At 61.9% G+C, this 18,520-nt stretch carries 18 protein-coding genes; 7 read left to right on the forward strand and 11 right to left on the reverse strand.

The genetic code is table 11. From position 1 onward, the window contains the following. Positions 1 to 29: 29 nt before the first annotated feature. Positions 30 to 347, forward strand: coding sequence for a hypothetical protein (locus tag AC3WP7_RS18900; protein ID WP_092248154.1), 318 nt, complete (start codon positions 30 to 32; stop codon positions 345 to 347). Between the two features lie 98 nt (positions 348 to 445). Continuing rightward, positions 446 to 1,207: a YdcF family protein gene (locus tag AC3WP7_RS18905; protein ID WP_093514311.1), complete on the forward strand. Its 762-nt coding sequence runs from the start codon at positions 446 to 448 to the stop codon at positions 1,205 to 1,207. Between the two features lie 62 nt (positions 1,208 to 1,269). Here AC3WP7_RS18905 and lnt read toward each other — a convergent pair whose 3' ends face one another. The 5 genes from lnt to miaB form a co-directional block, all read right to left on the reverse strand. Further along, a complete protein-coding gene (lnt, locus tag AC3WP7_RS18910; RefSeq protein ID WP_092248159.1) occupies positions 1,270 to 2,793 on the reverse strand; it encodes an apolipoprotein N-acyltransferase in 1,524 nt (507 codons plus the stop codon). Positions 2,794 to 2,801: 8 nt separating this feature from the next. After that, entirely contained in the window at positions 2,802 to 3,641 is an 840-nt protein-coding gene (locus AC3WP7_RS18915) for a CorC family transporter (RefSeq protein ID WP_010206772.1), read from the reverse strand. A gap of 41 nt (positions 3,642 to 3,682) precedes the next feature. Beyond that, complete coding sequence (gene ybeY, locus AC3WP7_RS18920) at positions 3,683 to 4,141, reverse strand: rRNA maturation RNase YbeY (protein WP_093125711.1); 459 nt, start codon at positions 4,139 to 4,141, stop codon at positions 3,683 to 3,685. Further along, on the reverse strand, positions 4,134 to 5,138 hold the full coding sequence (locus AC3WP7_RS18925; protein ID WP_092248165.1) for a PhoH family protein: 1,005 nt from the start codon (positions 5,136 to 5,138) through the stop codon (positions 4,134 to 4,136). The genes ybeY and AC3WP7_RS18925 overlap by 8 nt, the downstream gene beginning before the upstream one ends. Before the next feature lie 203 nt (positions 5,139 to 5,341). After that, a complete protein-coding gene (gene miaB / locus AC3WP7_RS18930) occupies positions 5,342 to 6,670 on the reverse strand; it encodes a tRNA (N6-isopentenyl adenosine(37)-C2)-methylthiotransferase MiaB (protein ID WP_071489907.1) in 1,329 nt (442 codons plus the stop codon). 131 nt (positions 6,671 to 6,801) lie between these two features. Between miaB and AC3WP7_RS18935 the strand changes: the two genes are divergently transcribed. Beyond that, a complete protein-coding gene (locus AC3WP7_RS18935; RefSeq protein ID WP_003194436.1) occupies positions 6,802 to 7,128 on the forward strand; it encodes a DUF1820 family protein in 327 nt (108 codons plus the stop codon). Positions 7,129 to 7,136: 8 nt separating this feature from the next. On the opposite strand, the gene AC3WP7_RS18940 is transcribed toward AC3WP7_RS18935, so the two are convergent. The 4 genes from AC3WP7_RS18940 to AC3WP7_RS18955 all read right to left on the reverse strand — a co-directional run bounded on the left by AC3WP7_RS18940 (position 7,137) and on the right by AC3WP7_RS18955 (position 10,657). Next, positions 7,137 to 7,691 (reverse strand): tetratricopeptide repeat protein, encoded by a 555-nt coding sequence (locus tag AC3WP7_RS18940; RefSeq protein ID WP_071489908.1) that lies wholly within the window; start codon positions 7,689 to 7,691, stop codon positions 7,137 to 7,139. A 225-nt stretch (positions 7,692 to 7,916) separates the two neighbouring features. Next, positions 7,917 to 9,200 carry a glutamate-1-semialdehyde 2,1-aminomutase gene (gene hemL / locus AC3WP7_RS18945; RefSeq protein ID WP_102592439.1) on the reverse strand — a complete coding sequence of 428 codons (1,284 nt, stop codon included), beginning with the start codon at positions 9,198 to 9,200 and terminating at the stop codon, positions 7,917 to 7,919. 11 nt (positions 9,201 to 9,211) lie between these two features. Further along, positions 9,212 to 9,841 carry a thiamine phosphate synthase gene (gene thiE, locus AC3WP7_RS18950; protein ID WP_092248177.1) on the reverse strand — a complete coding sequence of 210 codons (630 nt, stop codon included), beginning with the start codon at positions 9,839 to 9,841 and terminating at the stop codon, positions 9,212 to 9,214. A gap of 18 nt (positions 9,842 to 9,859) precedes the next feature. Then, a complete protein-coding gene (locus tag AC3WP7_RS18955) occupies positions 9,860 to 10,657 on the reverse strand; it encodes a hydroxymethylpyrimidine/phosphomethylpyrimidine kinase (protein ID WP_092248180.1) in 798 nt (265 codons plus the stop codon). A gap of 275 nt (positions 10,658 to 10,932) precedes the next feature. On the opposite strand from AC3WP7_RS18955, the gene AC3WP7_RS18960 reads away from it, so the two are divergent. The 4 genes from AC3WP7_RS18960 (at position 10,933) to AC3WP7_RS18975 (ending at position 17,407) form a co-directional block, all read left to right on the forward strand. Then, positions 10,933 to 13,323: a hybrid sensor histidine kinase/response regulator gene (locus AC3WP7_RS18960; protein ID WP_102592438.1), complete on the forward strand. Its 2,391-nt coding sequence runs from the start codon at positions 10,933 to 10,935 to the stop codon at positions 13,321 to 13,323. 69 nt (positions 13,324 to 13,392) lie between these two features. Then, complete coding sequence (locus AC3WP7_RS18965; protein ID WP_102592437.1) at positions 13,393 to 15,048, forward strand: acyl-CoA dehydrogenase family protein; 1,656 nt, start codon at positions 13,393 to 13,395, stop codon at positions 15,046 to 15,048. Between the two features lie 179 nt (positions 15,049 to 15,227). Then, complete coding sequence (gene amn / locus AC3WP7_RS18970) at positions 15,228 to 16,700, forward strand: AMP nucleosidase (protein WP_172963337.1); 1,473 nt, start codon at positions 15,228 to 15,230, stop codon at positions 16,698 to 16,700. A gap of 71 nt (positions 16,701 to 16,771) precedes the next feature. Continuing rightward, a complete protein-coding gene (locus AC3WP7_RS18975; protein WP_071489914.1) occupies positions 16,772 to 17,407 on the forward strand; it encodes a pseudouridine synthase in 636 nt (211 codons plus the stop codon). On the opposite strand, the gene AC3WP7_RS18980 is transcribed toward AC3WP7_RS18975, so the two are convergent. Together AC3WP7_RS18980 and AC3WP7_RS18985 are read right to left on the reverse strand one after the other, a co-directional pair. Further along, positions 17,402 to 17,611: a DUF2788 domain-containing protein gene (locus tag AC3WP7_RS18980; RefSeq protein ID WP_025999909.1), complete on the reverse strand. Its 210-nt coding sequence runs from the start codon at positions 17,609 to 17,611 to the stop codon at positions 17,402 to 17,404. The genes AC3WP7_RS18975 and AC3WP7_RS18980 overlap by 6 nt on opposite strands. Before the next feature lie 199 nt (positions 17,612 to 17,810). Further along, the gene (locus tag AC3WP7_RS18985; RefSeq protein WP_003194418.1) at positions 17,811 to 18,290 is read right to left on the reverse strand and encodes an Lrp/AsnC family transcriptional regulator; all 480 of its coding nucleotides are present in this window, start codon (positions 18,288 to 18,290) and stop codon (positions 17,811 to 17,813) included. Between the last annotated feature and the right edge of the window lie 230 nt (positions 18,291 to 18,520).

Genomic DNA, 18,520 nt, shown 5'->3' on the forward strand with positions numbered 1-18,520 from the left:
AGCAAGTCTTTCTTCAATGAGGTGAGGGGATGGTTGAATCGCAGCGAATCGTAACGAAACCGGAAATCTACGAAGGACTGATCGACCGATTGGGTCGTGCATTGGATGCAGCGAGGACAGCGGGCCGATTGCGTGATGAACGGCCTGTGGAGTTGGAACTGCGCGGTTTGACCCGCGCGGAGCTGGAACTGATCAAGGCTTTTCTGGAACGGAATGGGCGCGGTGCGCCTCCTCTGGTGGCAACCCCGCCACCCAAGGAGCCCACGCACTCTGCCAAGGTGGTGTGGCTCAAGGACTTGTCGGTCGGTCGCGGCCCGGAAAAACGCCGCTTCGTACGCTACAAGTAGTTCACTCCCCCAGAGCAACACCTTCGCGTCATGTCACGGTAAAGATTGTCGCTAAACCCCGTTACACCTTAGGCTTCGGGCATCTTTGGAGATGCCCGATGCCTATTCGTTACTTCATCAAACAACTGCTCCTGCCGCCCGGCATTCTTTTGCTGTTGCTGGCCCTTGCCTGGTGGTTTCGGCGCAGCCGGCCACGCTTGGCGGGTTGCTGCTTTGCGCTGGGGTTTGGCGGTATGTGGCTGATCAGCCTGCCGGTGATGGTGGAGTGGGGCGCGCGAACCCTGGAAACCGAGCCGCCGTTGGCGCGGGAAGACTGGTCGACGCTGGCGCAGCGCGCCGATGCGATCGTGGTGTTGGGCTCCGGGCGGGAGCGCGGGGACCCGGCCTGGGGCACCGATCAGCCGACGGGTATCGGCCTGGAGCGCCAGCGCTATGCCGCACGATTGGCCAAGGCCTCCGGGCTGCCGGTGCTGACTACCGGCGGCCTGCATTACGGCACACCGCCCAGCGAGGCGGAACTGATGGCGGTATCTATGCAGGATGACTTCGGCGTGACAGTGCGCTGGAAGGAAGAACGCAGCCGAACCACCTGGGAAAACGCGCAGATGAGCGCGGAAATTCTCTTGCCCGAAGGCATCAGGCGCGTGGTGGTGGTGACCCAGGCCTGGCACATGCCGCGTTCGGTGTGGAGCTTCGAGAAGGCCGGTTTTACCGTGGTGCCTGCGCCGGTGGGCTTCCTGGGCGTGGATAACGCCCGGCCACTGGGTGGCTGGATGCCTGAGTTCGTATCAGTGTGGCGCAGCGGGCAGTTGATCAACGAAGCGGTGGGGCAGCTGGGTTATCGGTTGTTCTATCGATAACGCGGCAGATCAACATCTGGGAGGGGGCAACCCCCCCTCCCACATTGGTTATGGGTTGTCTGTCAGACGGTTTTGGACATGCGGCCCGCCAGCAGCGCCCAACCGAACAGCCCCAGGCACAGGATGATCAACGGCCACGAACGCCATTGCAGGTACGGCGTGAGGTTGTGCATCGGCACCACTTCGCCGTAGAGAATGCCGCGTTCGAATTGCGGGATCTGCGCCGTGATCTGCCCGAACGGGTTGATCAGGCCGGTCACGCCATTGTTGGTGGCGCGGATCATCCAGCGCCCGGCTTCCAGCGCACGCATCTGCGCCATTTGCAGGTGCTGCAACGGGCCGATGGAGCGGCCGAACCAGGTGTCGTTGCTGATGGTCAGCAGCAGATCGCTCTGGGCTGACAGGCCGGCGGCGAATTCCGGGTACACCACTTCGTAGCAAATGAACGGCGCAATCTGATAACCCTTGGCCTGCAGCATCGCCTGGTCAGAGGGACCGCGGGCGAAGTCCGACATCGGTAGATCAAAAAAGGCAATCAGGCCACGCAACATGTCCTGCAGCGGCACGTATTCACCGAACGGCACCAGCTTCTGCTTGAGGTAGGTACCGTCGCCTTCGCCGACCACGGTGATGCCATTGAAGTAGCGCTTCTGGTGGTGCACTTCCTGGCGAATCGGTACCCCGGTGATCAGCGCGGTGTGCCGGTCGGCGGCGAACTTGCCCATCATGCCCAGGTAGCCTTCGACAGACTCCTTGAGCACCGGCACCGCCGTTTCCGGCCATACCAGCAAGTCGACACGCTTGGAGCTGAAGCTCATGTCGCGATACAGCGCCAGCTGCGCGTTGAGCTGCTCCGGGTCCCACTTCATGCTCTGTTCGACGTTGCCCTGGATGGCGGCCACGCTCAGCGGCGCGCCGGACGGACTGGTCCAGGCGTGATGCTTGAGTGCCAGGCCGATCGCCCAGGGTGCTACCAGCAATACCAGGCCGGCACCGATAAAGGCGTTGCGCTTGCCGGCCAGCAGGCGCGGCAGGTTGCACAGCAGGGCGGCGGTGAGTGCCAGGGCAAAGGAGATCAGCCACATCCCGCCCAGCGGCGCGAGGCCGGTGAGCGGGCCATCGAGTTGGCTGTACCCGGAATACAACCATGGGAAACCGGTGAGGAACCAGCCGCGAAATGCTTCCTGGCCCACCCACAACGCCGCGAAGGTCAGGGCATCGGCCAGCGGCGCTTCGTTGCGACGCAACCAGCGCGCCCACAGCCAGGCGGGCAGGGCGAAGAACCAGGCGATGGCGGCGGTGAACAGCAGCATCAGGAACCCCGCCAGCAACACCGAAGCGCCGCCGAAGTGGTGGATGCTGTAGTAGATCCAGCTGGTGCCGGCGCCGAACAGGCCGAAGCCGAAACACCAGCCACGGCCCAGGGCCTGGCGTGGGCTCAGTTCCCGCAGCCCGACATAGAACAGGCCGACCGCCACCAGCGCAAAAGGCCACAGGTCGAACGGCGCCAGCGCCAGGGTGGTGATGGCGCCGGCCACCACGGCCAGCAAATTACCGGGCCAGCCGGGGCGGGTTAGGCGCTGCATGTCATTCCTTAGCGGGCAATTGGTGTCAGGCGGATCAGGTGGATGCGACGGCTGTCGGCATTCAGGATGCGGAAGCGATACGCGCCGATCTCGGTGGTTTCGTTACGCTTGGGCAGGTGCCCGAACGCACTCATCACCAGGCCGCCAACGGTGTCGAACTCATCGTCGGAGAATTCGCTGTCGAAGAACTCGTTGAAGTTCTCGATCGGCGTCAGCGCCTTGATCAGGAAGTCACCGCTGGGCAGTGGCTTGATGTAGCTGTCTTCTTCGACGTCGTGTTCGTCTTCGATATCGCCGACGATCTGTTCCAGCACGTCTTCAATCGTCACCAGGCCAGCTACGCCGCCGTATTCGTCGATCACAATGGCCATGTGATTGTGGTTGGCGCGGAATTCGCGCAGCAACACGTTCAGGCGCTTGGATTCAGGCACGAAGGTGGCCGGACGCAGCAAGTCCTTGATATTGAAGCTGTCGCCGTTCTCCTTGAGGATCAGCGGCAGCAGGTCCTTGGCCAGCAGGACGCCCATGACATCGTCATGGCTTTCACCGATCACCGGGTAGCGCGAGTGCGCCGAGTCGATCACGGCCGGGAGGAACTCCCGTGGGGTCTGGGTCGCCTTGATGCTGATCATCTGCGAGCGCGGGACCATGATGTCCCGTACTTGCAGGTCAGCCACCTGGATGGCGCCCTCGACAATGGCCAGCGCTTCGCTGTCCAGCAACTTGTTCTGATGGGCCTCGCGCAGCAGCTCCAAGAGCTCCTGGCGGTTTTTCGGCTCGTGGGCAAAAGCCTGGGTCAGTTTACCCAGCCATGACTTCTGCCCGTTGCTCGATCGGTCTTCGCTCATAGCGATTACTCTGAATCCTTTATTGTTACAGTTGAGTGTTTTTAAGCTTCGTCGTCGGCATATGGGTCCGGATGACCCAATTCTGCAAGCAACGTTTGTTCCAGTGTTTCCATTTCCTCGGCTTCCTCATCGTCTATATGGTCGTAACCCAAGAGATGCAAGCAGCCGTGGATGACTAGATGGGCCCAGTGGGCTTCAAGTTCCTTGCCTTGTTCCTTTGCCTCGCGCTCCACCACGGCGACACAGATGACCAGATCGCCCAGCAACGGGATATCCAGCAGCTCATCCGGCACATCGGCGGGGAAGGACAGCACATTGGTCGCGTAATCCTTCTGGCGCCAGGTGTGATTCAGTTCGCGGCCCTCGGGCTCGTCCACCAGGCGAATGGTCAGTTCCGAGTCGGCGGTGCGCTGGCGCAGGGCCAGGGCGCACCACTGACGGAACTGGGCTTCGCTGGGGGCGGGCGCTTCGGTGGCCAGCTGCAGGTCTAGCTCAAGCATCGCGGCGAAGGTCCTTGGCCGGTGCATCGTCGCGATGGTCGAAGCGCTCGTAGGCTTCGACGATGCGCTGCACCAGCGGGTGACGAACCACATCCTTGGGCATGAAGTGCGTGAAGCTGATGCCCGGCACGTCCTTGAGCACCTCGATCACCTGGGCCAGGCCCGACTTGGTGCCTTTGGGCAGGTCGACCTGGGTGACATCGCCGGTGATCACGGCGGTGGAGCCGAAACCGATGCGGGTGAGGAACATCTTCATCTGCTCGACCGTAGTGTTCTGGCTTTCGTCGAGGATGATGAAGCTGTTGTTCAAGGTACGACCACGCATGTAGGCCAGCGGGGCGATCTCGATCACCTGGCGTTCGATCAGCTTGGCCACGTATTCGAAGCCGAGCATCTCGTACAGTGCGTCGTAGAGCGGGCGCAGGTACGGGTCGATCTTCTGGGCGAGGTCGCCGGGCAGGAAGCCGAGCTTCTCGCCAGCCTCGACCGCCGGGCGTACCAACAGGATGCGGCGCACTTGCTCGCGTTCCAGCGCGTCGACTGCGCAGGCCACGGCCAGGTAGGTCTTGCCGGTACCGGCAGGGCCGATGCCGAAGTTGATGTCGTTGCCGAGGATTTCCTTGACGTACTTCTGCTGATTCAAGCCGCGCGGGCGAATCATGCCTTTTTTGGTACGCAGGGCCACGCTGGCTTCGGCCACGGGGTTATTGGCCAGGTCTTCGACGGCCGATTCCTGCAGGTACAGGTGCACGGTTTCCGGCGACAGCTCGCTACCCTTGGTTTCGCGGTAGAGGCGGCGCAGCAGGTTTTCTGCGGACGTGGTGTGTTGGGGTTCACCAATGAGCTCGAACTGATTGCCGCGGTTGCGGATCTCGATGCTCAGGCGTTGTTCGATCAGGCGCAGGTGCTCGTCGAACTGTCCGCACAGATTGGCGAAACGGCGAGCCTCAAAGGGCTCGAGGAGAAAACGATGGGGTTCTGCTATGGGTGCGTTCAAGGTTGTTTTTAGCCGCCCTTTGGCTGTTGAGGTGAAAGAGAGAATAACGCCAGCTGCCCGTGCGCGAAAGCACTTACGTCATCGGAATGTTGCGCGGTCAGAATGTGGGAGGGCGCTTGCCCCCGATAGCGCCGGTTCAGATAAAACATCTGTGTCTGACACGCCGTCAGCGGGGGCAAGCCCCCTCCCACCTAATCAGGCAATTATTGCCGCAATGACCCGCGCAACGAATGCGGCTGCGCCGCATCGATGTGCACATCGGCAAACTGGCCGATCAGGGTCGGATTATCGCAACGGAAGTTTACGATTCGGTTGTTCTCGGTACGCCCCTGCAATTCGCCCGGGTCTTTTTTCGAATAGTCGGTGACCAGGATGCGCTGGACAGACCCGACCATTTGTCGGCTGATCTCGAAACCCTGCTGGTTCAAGCGGTGTTGCAGCGCATTGAGGCGCTCTTTTTTCAGCGCTTCCGGGGTGTCGTCCGCCAGGTCGGCCGCCGGGGTGCCGGGGCGTTGGCTGTAGACGAACGAATAGGAGAAGTCGAAGCCGACATCTTCGATCAGCTTCATGGTCTGCTCGAAGTCTTTCTCGGTCTCGCCGGGGAAGCCGACGATAAAGTCCGAACTGATGCAGATGCCCGGCACCGCTGCGCGCAATTTGCGCAGTTTGGATTTGTATTCCAGGGCGGTGTGGTTGCGCTTCATGGCCGCCAGGATGCGGTCCGAGCCCGATTGCACCGGCAAGTGCAGGTGCTTGACCAGTTCCGGCACTTCAGCGTGGGCCTGGATCAGGCTGTCGGAGAACTCCAGCGGGTGTGAGGTGGTGTAGCGGATGCGCTCGATACCGTCCACGGCAGCCACCACGCGGATCAGCTCCGCCAGGTCGGCCAGGCGGCCATCCTCGGTCAGGCCGCGGTAGCCATTGACGTTCTGGCCCAGCAGGGTCACTTCGCGCACGCCGTTTTCGGCCAAGTGGATGATTTCCGACAGCACATCGTCAAATGGCCGGCTGACTTCTTCACCGCGGGTGTAGGGCACCACGCAGAAGGTACAGTACTTGCTGCAGCCTTCCATCACCGACACATAGGCGCTTGGCCCATCGATACGGGGTTCGGGCAAGTGGTCGAATTTTTCGATCTCCGGGAACGACACATCCACCTGCGGCAGCTTGGTAACGCGCGCGGCATCGATCATTTCCGGCAGGCGGTGCAGGGTCTGCGGACCGAAGACCACGTCGACATAAGGTGCGCGGTCGCGGATCGCGGCGCCTTCCTGGCTGGCCACGCAACCGCCGACGGCGATCACCATGTCCGGGTTGGCCAGTTTCAATTCGCGCCAGCGGCCCAGTTGCGAGTACACACGGTCCTGGGCCCGCTCGCGGATCGAGCAGGTATTGAGCAGGATCACGTCGGCATCTTCGGCGCGGGCGGTGACTTCCAGGGCCTGGTGTTCGCCCAGCAGATCGACCATGCGCGAGCTGTCGTACTCGTTCATCTGGCAACCGTGGGTTTCGATGTAAAGCTTCTTGGCCATGGGAATCGTCAACTGGTGGTAAAGAACCGCGCATTATAGGGGGCATGCCCATTGGTTCCTAGCGTTGTGCATCGGGTGCCATGCTATAGTTCGCGCCCTCTTTTATATCCCCGATGTGTTGTTCGCCCACCATGACCAAACGTGAAGCTCCAATCTACAAGGTGATTTTCCTCAACCAGGGCCAGGTGTTCGAAATGTACGCCAAGCAGATCTATCAAAGTGATCTGTGGGGGTTCCTGGAGGTGGAAGAGTTCGTCTTTGGCGAGCGCACCCAGTTGGTCGTCGACCCGGGCGAAGAGAAGCTCAAGGCGCAGTTCGAAGGCGTGGTGCGCAGCTTTGTGCCGATGCATTCGATTGTGCGTATCGATGAAGTCGAGCGCCTGGGCACGCCGAAGATCAGCGAGGCGCGGGGCACCAGCAATGTGATGCCATTTCCGATGCCAATGCCGGAGAAGTAGGGCGGCTGTCAGGGCAGCGGTGAGAAGGGCGAACGCCCATCGGCGCTCTGCAGTTCCAGAAGGTAGTTGCGGAAAATCTGGCCCAGCACCTGGGTCGCCACTTCCAGTTCATCGCGCTGCATGTGCTCGGCGACTTCGTCGGCGGTGTCCAGCGCGTCTTCAGCGCCGTTGACCGCGGCCATTTTCAGCACGATGTAGGCCTGGACGTTGTTGGCCGGCACGCCTTCGCCCTTGAAGAACATGTTGCCCAACTGGAATTGCGCTTGGGCATGGCCCTGCAACGACGCTTTCTCGAAGTAGCTCAAGGCCTTGTTGAGGTCGCGGGCAGGGTTCTTGCTGTCGTGGAAGTACTCGCCCAACTCGTATTGCGCCTGCGCATCCCCGCCGTCGGCCTGCTTCTGGCACGCGCTCAGGGCTTCGGCCTGGCTGTCTGGCTGGGTATTGAGGGTGCAACGACCCATCGCTGGGATTAACAACGAGTTGCCGCCTGCTTGTGCATGTGCCAGCAGCGGCTGAAGGAGCAACAGGCAGCCCAGAACCAGGGTGCGGCCGGTGCGTTTCATGGGAATCGACTTACCTCTGACGGGGCACGCGGACCCTCGGGGGATCCAATAAGCGCGCATTATGAAATAAGCAGGCCTCTGCTTACAAAGTCTTTACTCGTTTTTCTGCTGCTTGGGCAAGTTATCTGCCGGATTGCAGGTGAATTCTCGGAAAAACTCGGAAATATCTGTAAGCAAAGTAGCAAATCAGACACCGTTTGCGGGGTGCCTGATGGTTGCGGCCTGTTACTTCAGTGCGGCGAAGGCGCGTTCGGCGGCGTCGAGGGTCAGTTTCAGCTCGGCTTCGCCGTGGGCGATCGAGGTGAAGCCGGCTTCGAAAGCGCTCGGTGCCAGGTATACGCCGCCTTCCAGCATCAGGTGGAAGAAGCGTTTGAACAGACCGGCATCGCTGCTCATTACGTCGTCAAAAGTGACGATATCGTCGGCACCGCTGAAGTACAGGCCGAACATACCGCCCGCCTGGGTGGTGACAAACGGAATGCCGGCGGCATCGGCGCGCTGTTGCAGGCCGTCGAGCAGGCGCGTGGTGTAGTCGGTCAGCTCGGCGTGGAAGCCCGGGCGGCTGATCAGGCGCAGGGTGGTCAGGCCGGCGGCCATGGCCAGTGGGTTACCCGACAAGGTGCCCGCCTGGTACACCGGGCCAAGCGGCGCGATGTGCTGCATGATCTCGCGCTTGCCGCCGAAGCAGCCCACCGGCATGCCGCCGCCGATGATCTTGCCGAAGGTGCTCAGGTCCGGCGTGACGCCGTAGTGCGCCTGGGCGCCGCCGAGGGCGACGCGGAAACCGGTCATCACTTCGTCGAAAATCAGCACCACGCCGTGTTTGTCGCACTGTTCGCGCAGGCCTTCCAGAAAGCCTGGCGCGGGCGGCACGCAGTTCATATTGCCGGCCACCGGCTCGACGATGATGCAGGCCACGTCCTGGCCCACTTCATTGAGCATCTGCTCGACGGCGGCGATGTCGTTGAACGGCAGGGTCAGGGTGTGCTTGGCAAACGCGGCAGGCACGCCCGCCGAGCTAGGGACACCTTGGGTCAGCGCGCCAGAACCGGCCTTGACCAACAGGCTGTCGGAGTGGCCGTGGTAGCAGCCTTCGAACTTGATGATGCTGTCGCGGCCGGTGAAACCACGGGCCAGGCGGATTGCGCTCATGGTGGCTTCGGTGCCGGAGCTGACCATGCGCACCATTTCCATCGACGGCACGATCGAGCAGACCAGGTCCGCCATCTCGGTTTCCATGGCGGTCGGCGCGCCGTAGGACAGGCCGTGTTCCAGTTGCTTGCGCACCGCGTCCAGCACGTCCGGGTGGCTGTGGCCGAGGATCATCGGGCCCCAGGAGCCGACGTAGTCCACGTAGCGCTTGTCATCTTCGTCGGTGACGTAGGCGCCTTCGGCATGCTTGAAGAACAGCGGCGTGCCGCCCACGCTCTTGAACGCACGCACGGGGGAGTTCACACCGCCGGGGATGTGTTTCTGGGCATTGGCAAACAGCGTTTCGGAACGGGACATGATCGGGCTCTCTAAACTGAAATTTTAAGAAGGTCGTTGAACGCACGGGCGCGGCGCGTGACTTCCTGGGTGCTATCGGCGCCAAACAGGCCGTGCACCACCGCCAGCAGGTCGGCACCGTGGGCCACCAGGGGTTCGGCGTTCTCCAGGGTGATGCCGCCGATCACGCAGATCGGCAGCTGCAGGCGCGCACGGGCCAGGGCCAGCATTTCGACGGTGGCGGCCGGGGCGCCGGGCTTGGTACTGGAATTGAAGAAGCGACCGAAGGCGACGTAGCTCGCACCTTCCTTGGCAGCCTGCTCGGCCAGTTCGATCTGGCTGTGGCAGGTGGAACCGATGATGGCCTTGGAGCCGAGCAGGGCACGGGCCGGAGTCAGCGGGCCGTCGGTCTGGCCCAGGTGCACGCCGACGCCGAGGCGCGCGGCCAGTTCGGCGTCGTCGTTGATAATGAGTTGGGTTTTGTAGCGCGAGCACAGCTCCCGCAGCTTTTCTGCTTCACGCAGGCGCCGGGCTTCGTCGCTGCTTTTGTCGCGGTATTGCAGCAGGGTCACGCCACCGTCCAGCGCCGCTTCGACGTAGGCGAGGAATTTGCCGGCCAACAGTTGGCTGTCGGTAATGGCGTAAAGGCCACGTAGTTTCATCAGGCAGGCCTCGTGCTGTTAAGAGCAGAAATCCAGCGGCAGACGGCGCGGCACGAACTGGCCCTGGCCGAGTTGTTCAGCGTCACGCAGGGTGCGCCAAGTGTAGTTGAGGGCCGATTGCACGGCGCTCACCAGGCCTTCGCCCTGGGCGATCCGGCCCGACAGGGCACTGGCCAGCGTGCAGCCCGAACCGTGATAACTGCCAGGCAGGCGCTGGCAGGTAAAGGTCTGGCGCGTGCCGTCGCGGCTGTAGAGGCGGTTGTGTACTTCGTGCTCGTCGCCATGCCCGCCGGTGATCAGCAAATGCCTGATATACGGCAGCAGCTTCTCGGCGCATTCGTCCGCCGAGCCTTCCGGCAGCTCGGCGAGGATGCGCGCTTCGGGCAGGTTCGGCGTGGCGATCAGCGACAACGGCAACAGCCGCTCGCGCATCGCATAACCGACCTCGTCCTTGCCCAGGCTACCGCCGCCACCGGCGCGCAGTACCGGGTCGCACACCACCGGCAGGTGCGGATGCGCCTGCAGCAGTTCGACCACGGTGTCGACCATCGCGGTGGAACCGAGCATGCCGAGCTTGACCGCCGCCACTTCGGAGTCGCCGAGCACGGCATTGGCCTGGGCCAGTACCCATTCGCGGTCGAGCACGCGGAAGTCGCTGACGTTGACCGTGTTCTGCACGGTCAGCGCGGTGACGGCCGGAGCCGCGTGGCAACCCTGGGCGAGCAGGGCTTCGATATCTGCCTGCAAGCCGGCGCCACCACTGGGGTCATGGCCGGAGAGACAGAGGACAACGGGGCGAGAGCTGTAGATATTCATGGTGCGCGAGCTTACCACCAAACGCTTTTGGCGGGGCTGTTGCGCGAAAGAGGATTTTCACCGCGGGTGGAAGGTTTCAGCAATCCAGGTCAGTGCATGAATATTGCTGAAAGCCCCGTTCTAGAGCCTTTCAAAAAATTATTTCAATGGTGTCCAATAGCCTTTAGTGGCTATGCTAGAGTGGATCCAAACTACTAACTGTATTGCCGGTGTACGTCTTCTCAAAAGGAATGGGGGGCTTTTTGACATAACCGGGCAGGCCACGCTGGGGCTCTATGCGCTATTTGCTGATTTTATTGTTGTGCGGGCTGCCGCTGCTCGCCAGCGCCATCGAGTTCAACCAGGACACGCGCAGCCTGCCGCTGGGTCGAGCCTTGCAAGTGCTCGAAGACCCGACCGATGCCCTCACGATCGCCGATGTCAGCGCACCCTCTGCCGTCACGCAGTTCAAGCCCCACGATAAAGACACGCTCAACGCCGGTTACTCACGTTCGGTGTTCTGGCTCAAGGTCAATCTGCACTACCTGCCTCAGAATCCTGAAGCCCAACGCACCTGGTTGCTGGAGCTGGCCTACCCGCCGCTCGACCATCTGGACCTGTACCTGCCCGACAGCACAGGCACCTATCGCCTCGCCGGGCGCACAGGGGATGCGCTGCCGTTTGCCGCCCGTGAGATTCGCCAGAACAACTACCTGTTCAAGCTCGACTTCACGCCGGGCGAAGCGAAAACCGTCTACCTGCGCCTGCAAAGCGAAGGCTCGATCCAGGCGCCCTTGACGCTGTGGTCCAGCACCGCCTACCTGGAACAACAGCCGCTGCGCCTGTATGTGTTGGGCCTGATCTACGGCGTGTTGCTGGGCATGCTGGTGTACAACCTGTTCATCTATCTCAGCGTGCGCGACACCAGCTACCTCTATTACATCCTGTATATCGCTTCATTCGGCATGTACCAGCTGTCGGTCAACGGCGCGGCAGTGGAGTACTTCTGGCCGGACAACCCCTGGTGGGCGAATGCGGCGACGCCGTTCCTGATTGGCTCGGCAGCGTTGTTCGGCAGCCTGTTTGCGCGCAGCTTTCTGCACACGGCCCAGCACAGCCGCTGGATCAACCGTCTGTTGCTGGGGCTGGTGGCGTGTGGCGGTGTGGTGATGCTGCTGTCGTTGATGACCAGCTACGCCCTGGCGCTGCGCCTGGCCACCGGCTTGGCGCTGGTATTTACCGTGACCATCTTTGTCGCGGCCATCAAGGCCTGGTATTGCGGGCAGCGGGTGGCGCGCTATTTCATCATTGCCTGGTCGGCGTTCCTGCTCGGTGGGGTGGTCAATACCCTGATGGTGCTGGGCTACCTGCCGAATGTGTTCCTGACCATGTACGCCAGCCAGATCGGTTCGGCGATCGAAGTAGCGTTGTTGTCCCTGGCCCTGGCCGACCGCATCAACGCAATGCGTGAGCAACAGGCGCAGATCCTGTTCGATGCCAGCCAGAAGCTCGAAGTGCTCAACCAGCAATTGGCCCGCAGCAACCGCCTCAAGGATGAATTCCTCGCCACCCTGACTCACGAACTGCGCACCCCGATGAACGGTGTGATCGGCTCCCTCGAACTCATGCAAACCGTGCCGCTGGATGCGGACCTGGCGCAATACCAGCAAACCGCTGCCGGCTCGGCGCGGGACATGATGCGCATGGTCAACGGCATCCTTACCCTCACCGAGTTGCAGGCCGGGCGCCTGGTTGCGCGGCCCGAGGTGTTCAGCCTGCGCGGTACGCTCGACACCTTGCGCCAGCAGTTCAGCGCCAGCGCCCAGAGCAAGGGCCTGGCCTTTTCCATCGATGTGGCGGACGAGCTGCCGGACCGCGTGCTGGGCGATGCCGACAAACTGCTGCAGTGCCTCGATTGCCTGCTGGATAACGCCTTCAAGTTCACCCACGAAGGTTCGGTGCGCCTGCGGGTGGTCGGTGTGCCCCACAGCGATGGTCGCCTTCGCCTGAGTTTTATCGTCACCGACACCGGGATCGGCTTTGCTTTCCTTGATGAAGCCACCCTGTACCAGCGCTTCTTCCAGCTGGATGGCTCCACCACTCGTGAGTACGGCGGCCTGGGCATCGGCCTGGCCATCTGCCGGCAACTGGTCGAACTGCTGGGCGGGCGCCTCACCCATCATTCCGAGCCGCGCAAAGGCAGCCGCTTTCAGCTGGAAGTAGAGGTCAGCCCGGTCCCGTCCGAGTCAAAGCCTGGACCGGACAAACAACGTGCGCCCCAGGAATGCTCGGTGCTGTTGGTGGATGACAACAGCGTCGGCCAATTGGCGGTGCGCGGTATGTTGCTCAAGCTCGGTTACCGGGTGAAAACCGTGGACAGCGGCCCGAGCGCGCTGGCGGCGTTGCAGGCAGCGGATTTCGATGCAGTGCTGTTGGATGTTCCAGAAGGCGGTTTCTCGTTGTGCTGTCAGATTCGTGCGTTGCCTGGATGCGGCGAATTACCGGTGATCGCCTTGAGCTCGTCACCGAATGTGTCGGAGCGCGAGGGCTGCCATGGCATCGGGATTTCCGAGCGCCTGGCCAAGCCAGTACGTTTCGAGGCGTTGCAGGTGGTGTTGGAGCGTCGGTTGTTGTGTCCGTTAGAGGGCAAAAGCGCCGGACAATCGGCGGGTATGTCACTTTTTTAAGCGGTATGACGGTGCTTAACTGAAATGCAGGCCTCAACTGAACGTGGCCTTTTTTCTTGGAGGCCCGTCATGAACCTGCATCAATTTGCCGAAACCCACGACGTCACCAACCAGCCGCCGTCCCTGGACGGCACCAACCTGTACCGTATCGATCTGCCCCTGCAGGAATGGTCGCGCCGCTTTGGCGCCGGCTGGGCGCAGGCGCGTATCGATGCCTACGGTGTGTTGGCGGGCGGGCCGTTGATGGAAGCCGGGTTCCTGGCCAACCAGAACAAGCCGGTGTTCAACAGCCATGACCGTTATGGTCGTCGCATCGACCTCGTGGAATTTCACCCGGCTTATCACGAGCTGATGCGCACCGCCGTCGAACACGGCCTGCCGTCACTGCCCTGGGCCCATCCGCAGTCCGGCGCCCACGTGGCCCGCGCCGCCATGACCTACCTGCACAGCCAGGCCGAAGCGGGCACCGGCTGTCCGCTGACCATGACCTTCGCCTGTGTGCCGGCGCTGCGTTTGCAGCCGGACCTGGCCGATATCTGGCTGCCGAAAGTCCTCGGCACCCAATACGATTCGCGCAACGTTGGCATCGCCCACAAGGCCGGTGCCACCATCGGCATGGCCATGACTGAGAAGCAGGGCGGCACCGATGTGCGTGCCAACACCACCCGGGCATATCCGGTGGGCGCTGGCGGGCCAGGGCAGGCCTATGAACTGGTGGGCCACAAGTGGTTCTGTTCGGCACCGATGTGTGATGCGTTCTTGACCCTGGCGCAAACCGACAAGGGCCTCACCTGTTTCCTGCTGCCCCGGCACCGACCGGATGACACACGCAACGAGTTCTACATCCAGCGCCTGAAAAACAAACTCGGCAACTGCTCCAACGCCTCCAGCGAAGTGGAATTCCGTGGTGCCCTGGCCTGGATGATCGGCGAAGAAGGCCGTGGCGTGCCGACCATCATCGAGATGGTCGCCATGACTCGCTTCGATTGCATGGTCGGCTCCAGCGCCCTGATGCGCCAGGCGCTGACCCAGGCCAGCCATCATTGTGCCCATCGTTCGGTCGGCGGCCGCGTGCTCAGCGAGCAGCCGTTGATGCAGAACGTGCTGGCGGACCTGGCGCTGGAAAGCGAATCCGCACTGGCCCTGAGCCTGCGCATGGGCCGTGCGCTGGATCATCTGGACGATGAACAGGAAGCCAAGTTCGCCCGGCTGGTGACGGCGGTGGGCAAGTATTGGATCTGCAAACGTGCGCCGGCGATGATCAACGAGGCCGCTGAATGCATGGGCGGCGCCGGCTATGTCGAAGACAGCATTTTGCCGCGTCTGTACCGTGAGGCACCGGTGAACTCGACGTGGGAAGGGTCCGGTAACGTGCAGTGCCTGGACGTGCTGCGGGCGTTGTCGAAAGAGCCGGGTGTGCTGGAGGCGCTGTTTGTCGAACTGGGCGATGGGCATGGCGACAAGTTGCTTGTGCGGCATATCGAACAGCTCAAGTCGGCGTTCATGGACACCCAGGACATCCAGTACCGTGCGCGGCAACTCACCGAAGACATCGCCGTGGCATTGCAGGCCAAGTTGTTGCTGGAGGCGGGGAATGCGGCGGTCAGTGATGGGTTTATCGCCAGTCGGTTGGGCGAAACGTCCGCTCGGGTCTATGGCACCTTGCCTCGTGGTGTGGATGTGGCGGCGCTCGTCACCCGTTCCACCCCCAATCTATCGGACTAAAATGCGGTAAACATGTGGGAGGGGGCTTGCCCCCGATAGCGGTGTGTCAGCGATAGATGTGTTGGCTGACAGTCAGCTATCGGGGGCAAGCTCCCTCCCACATTTACCGCATTCCAACTCTGGTGTTTCGGTGAGGCCGGGATACAGGCAAGATAAAGGCCTGCAAGTCAGAACACAGGATGCTTACCGTGACCGAAGCTTTTGTTGTCGTTCAAACCGCTGAAGAAGCCGTGGACCGGCTGGCGGCCCTGCATGAGCGTGCCACTGGCGCGCTCAATCAAGCCCTCAAGCAATACCTCAAAGACCGCGTCGAGCCCGACGCCGCACAACGTGCGCTGTTTCGCTACCCGGAACTGCGCCTGACTTACCACTGCCACGGCGAAGTCCCACAGACCACCCGGGCGTATGCCAAGGTTCAACTACCAGGAACCTACAGTGTCACCGTCACCCATCCTGCAGCGTTCCGTAAATACCTGCTGGAGCAACTGGTGCCGCTGATGCACGACTTCACCGTGACCGTGGAAGTCGGCGTGAGCCAGCAGAACATCCCGTACCCCTACGTGGTGGAGCAGGGCGATGAACTGGCCGGCTCCGGCGTTACCGCTGCGACCTTGGCTCGCGTATTCCCGAGCACCGACCTGTCGGCCGCCACCGATGGCATCGCCGATGGCTTGTACGACTGGGAAAACACCGACCCGCTCCCCCTGGCGCTGTTCGATGCGGCACGCGTGGACTTCTCCCTGCGCCGCCTGGTGCATTACACCGGCAGCGACTGGCGCCATGTGCAGCCGTGGATCCTGCTGACCAACTACCACCGGTATGTCGACCAGTTCATCCTGCATGGCCTGGAGCAACTGCGCAGCGACCCGCGCTTTATCCGCATGGTGCTGCCGGGCAACGTGGTGATCGACAAGAGCATGGATCACGGCGAGGCGTCGGCAATTGCCGCCGGTGTGGTGTGGCACCGTTACCAGATGCCGGCCTATCACCTGCAGGCCACTGATGGCCATGGCGTGACCCTGGTGAACATCGGCGTCGGCCCGTCCAACGCCAAGAACATCACCGACCACTTGGCCGTGCTGCGTCCGCATTGCTGGCTGATGATCGGCCACTGCGGCGGCCTGCGCCAATCCCAGACCATCGGCGACTACGTACTGGCGCACGCCTACATGCGCCGCGACGGTATTCTCGACCGCGTGGTGCCGCCGAACATCCCGATCCCGGCGCTGGCTGAAGTGCAGCTTGCGTTGCAGCAAGCGGCGGCTAACGTTACCGGCGAAAAAGGCGAAGAGCTGAAAAAACGCCTGCGTACCGGCACCGTGTTGACCTACGACGACCGTAACTGGGAACTGCGCTGGGCCCAGGAACGCCCACTGATCAACCTGTCCCGCGCCGTGGCCGTGGACATGGAGAGCGGCACCATCGCCGCGCAAGGCTATCGCTTGCGGGTGCCGTACGGCACCTTGTTGTGTGTATCGGACAAACCGCTGCACAGCGAAATCAAGCTGCCGGGTTCGGCCAACGCGTTCTATGAGCGTGCGGTCAGCCAGCACTTGAAGATCGGCATCGAGGCGGTGGACCTGTTGCGCACCGAACTCAACTCGCTGCACTCGCGCAAACTGCGCAGCTTCGACGAGCCGCCGTTCCGCTAAGCGGTTGGGATGGTCATTTAACGGTCAGGCCACTAGCATTGTCGGTCCTGACCGTTAGATGTTCCTTTGCCATGTCCCGTCCCACCCGTCCCGATTCGCGCCGCCCTGGCGTGAAACCCCCGTATTCCGCTGCGCGGCGTGTCGCCAAGGCGCCTCCGGCCGAACCGAAGTTGATCCTGTTCAATAAACCGTTCGATGTGCTGACCCAGTTCAGCGACGAAGGCGGCCGCGCGACGCTCAAGGATTTCATCGATATTCCCGGCATCTACCCGGCGGGCCGTTTGGACCGTGACAGCGAAGGCCTGCTGCTGCTGACCAATGACGGCCAGTTGCAGGCACGGATTGCCGATCCCAAACACAAGCTGGCGAAAACCTACTGGGTGCAGGTGGAAGGCGAACCCACCGAAGAACAGTTGCAACGCCTGCGCAAAGGCGTCGAACTGAACGACGGCATGACCCTGCCCGCCGAGGCTCGGCAGTTGGATGAGCCCGAGCTGTGGCCGCGCAACCCGCCCGTGCGCTTTCGCAAAAGCGTCCCGACGCACTGGCTGGAACTGGTCATTCGTGAGGGGCGCAACCGACAGGTACGGCGCATGACCGCTGCTGTCGGTTTGCCTACTTTGCGCCTGGTGCGCGTGCGGATTGGCGATTGGTCGATCGACGGCCTGGACCAAGGCCAGTGGAAGGAAGTGCCGGCGCGCTTATAACGCGCCGGACTCGATCAGGCCGATCACCACGCTCTTGATGATGAACGCGGCCACGCCCAGGCCCAGCACGAAGAACAGAATGAACGAGCCAAAGCGCCCGGCCTTGGACTTCTTCGCCAGATCCCAGACGATAAAACCCATGAAAATGATCAGGATCGTGACCAGGCCGGTCATCATCCATTCTTCGAAGAGGGCGGGGTCGATGTTGTTCATGGGGGATTTTTCCGACAGGGCAGGCGGGCAGTATACGGCAGCGTTACCGACGCAACATTGACCTGGATCGAAGTGCAATCCAAATGTGGGAGGGGGCTTGCCCCCGATAGCGGTGGTTCAGTTGATAAATAACTGACTGACACTCAGCCATCGGGGGCAAGCCCCCTCCCACATTTGACCTTCACCGATCTTAAGTGCGCAGGTGGGTCAGGGGCAGTTCGGTGCTGTTCAATACCTGATTGAGCACAAAGCTCGACCGCACGCTGGTCACACCTTCGATGCGGGTCAAATGCCCCAGCAGCAATTTCTGGTAGTGGTCCATGTCCGGCACCACCACCTTCAACTGATAGTCCGCATCCATCCCCGTCACCAAACTGCATTCCAGCACCTGGGGCAGGGTGCGGATCGCCGCCTCGAAGTTCTCGAAACGCTCGGGGGTGTGGCGGTCCATGCCGATCAGCACGTAGGCGGTCAGGCTCAGGCCGAGCATCTTTCGGTCGAGCAACGCGACCTGGCGGGCGATGTAGCCGTCATCCTCCAGTTGCTTGACCCGGCGTGAGCAGGGCGACGGCGACAGGCCGATGCGTTCGGCCAACTCCTGGTTGGAGATCCTCGCGTCGCGCTGCAATTCCGCCAAAATACTCAGGTCGTATCGGTCAAGCTTGCTCATTGGGTTGGCCTTTGTCGTAACTATTGCGGCGAATTATCCATGAAGGGTTAAAAATTGCGCAAGCACTGTTTATTGACGCAATCTTCGCAATCATCTGTCGGGCGCCTACGGGTATCTTTATCAACAGAATCACCGCCTGGACAACAGTCCACAGCAGCCCGCCCAATCAGGCTCGCTGCGGCCGCTACCCCAGCAGGGTTGAGCCGGCCTCCAGGCTGCACACTGTCCAC

The organism is Pseudomonas sp. FW305-3-2-15-C-LB1, assembly GCF_058787615.1.